At 50.1% G+C, this 720-nt stretch carries 1 protein-coding gene; it reads left to right on the top strand.

What is annotated here, in order from left to right:
* The coding region (locus tag ACM2FC_RS23570; protein WP_498483464.1) for a transketolase-like TK C-terminal-containing protein at positions 1-720 on the top strand (720 nt) is incomplete at both ends.

The following is a 720-nucleotide window of genomic DNA, read 5'->3' as shown; positions in this document are numbered from 1 at the left end:
TACGGTGTGCGTGAGTTCGGTATGACAGCCATCATCAACGGTATTGCTCTGCACGGCGGCTTTGTTCCTTACGGAGCTACATTCCTGATGTTCATGGAATACGCACGTAACGCAATGCGCATGGCGGCACTGATGAAAGTGCAAAACATCCAAGTGTACACGCACGACTCTATCGGTCTTGGCGAAGATGGGCCTACTCACCAACCGGTTGAACAAATGGCTTCTCTGCGTCTGACACCAAACATGAGCACATGGCGTCCATGTGACCAAGTAGAATCAGCAGTAGCATGGAAACTAGCGATTGAACGTAAAGATGGCCCAAGCTCTCTTATCTTCTCTCGTCAAAACCTAGCGCAGCAAGAACGTAATGCCGAGCAAGTAGCGAACATCGCCAAAGGTGGTTACATCCTGAAAGATTGCGCGGGCAAACCTGAGCTTATCTTGATTGCTACTGGCTCTGAAGTTCAGCTAGCAGTAGATGCGGCTGCTGAGCTAACGGTGGCTGGCAAGCAAGTACGCGTTGTTTCTCTTCCTTCAACAGACTTGTTTGAGAAGCAAGACGCAGCTTACCGCGAAGCAGTATTGCCAAGTGATGTGACTGCACGTATCGCTATCGAAGCAGGCATTGCTGACTACTGGTACAAATACGTAGGTCTAGACGGACGCGTGATTGGCATGACCACTTTCGGTGAATCTGCACCAGCAGGTGAGCTATTCAAG

The sequence above is a fragment of the Vibrio sp. A37 genome (genome assembly GCF_059777565.1).
Note: the sequence above shows the minus strand (reverse complement) of the source record. Positions and strands in the feature narration are given on the sequence as shown.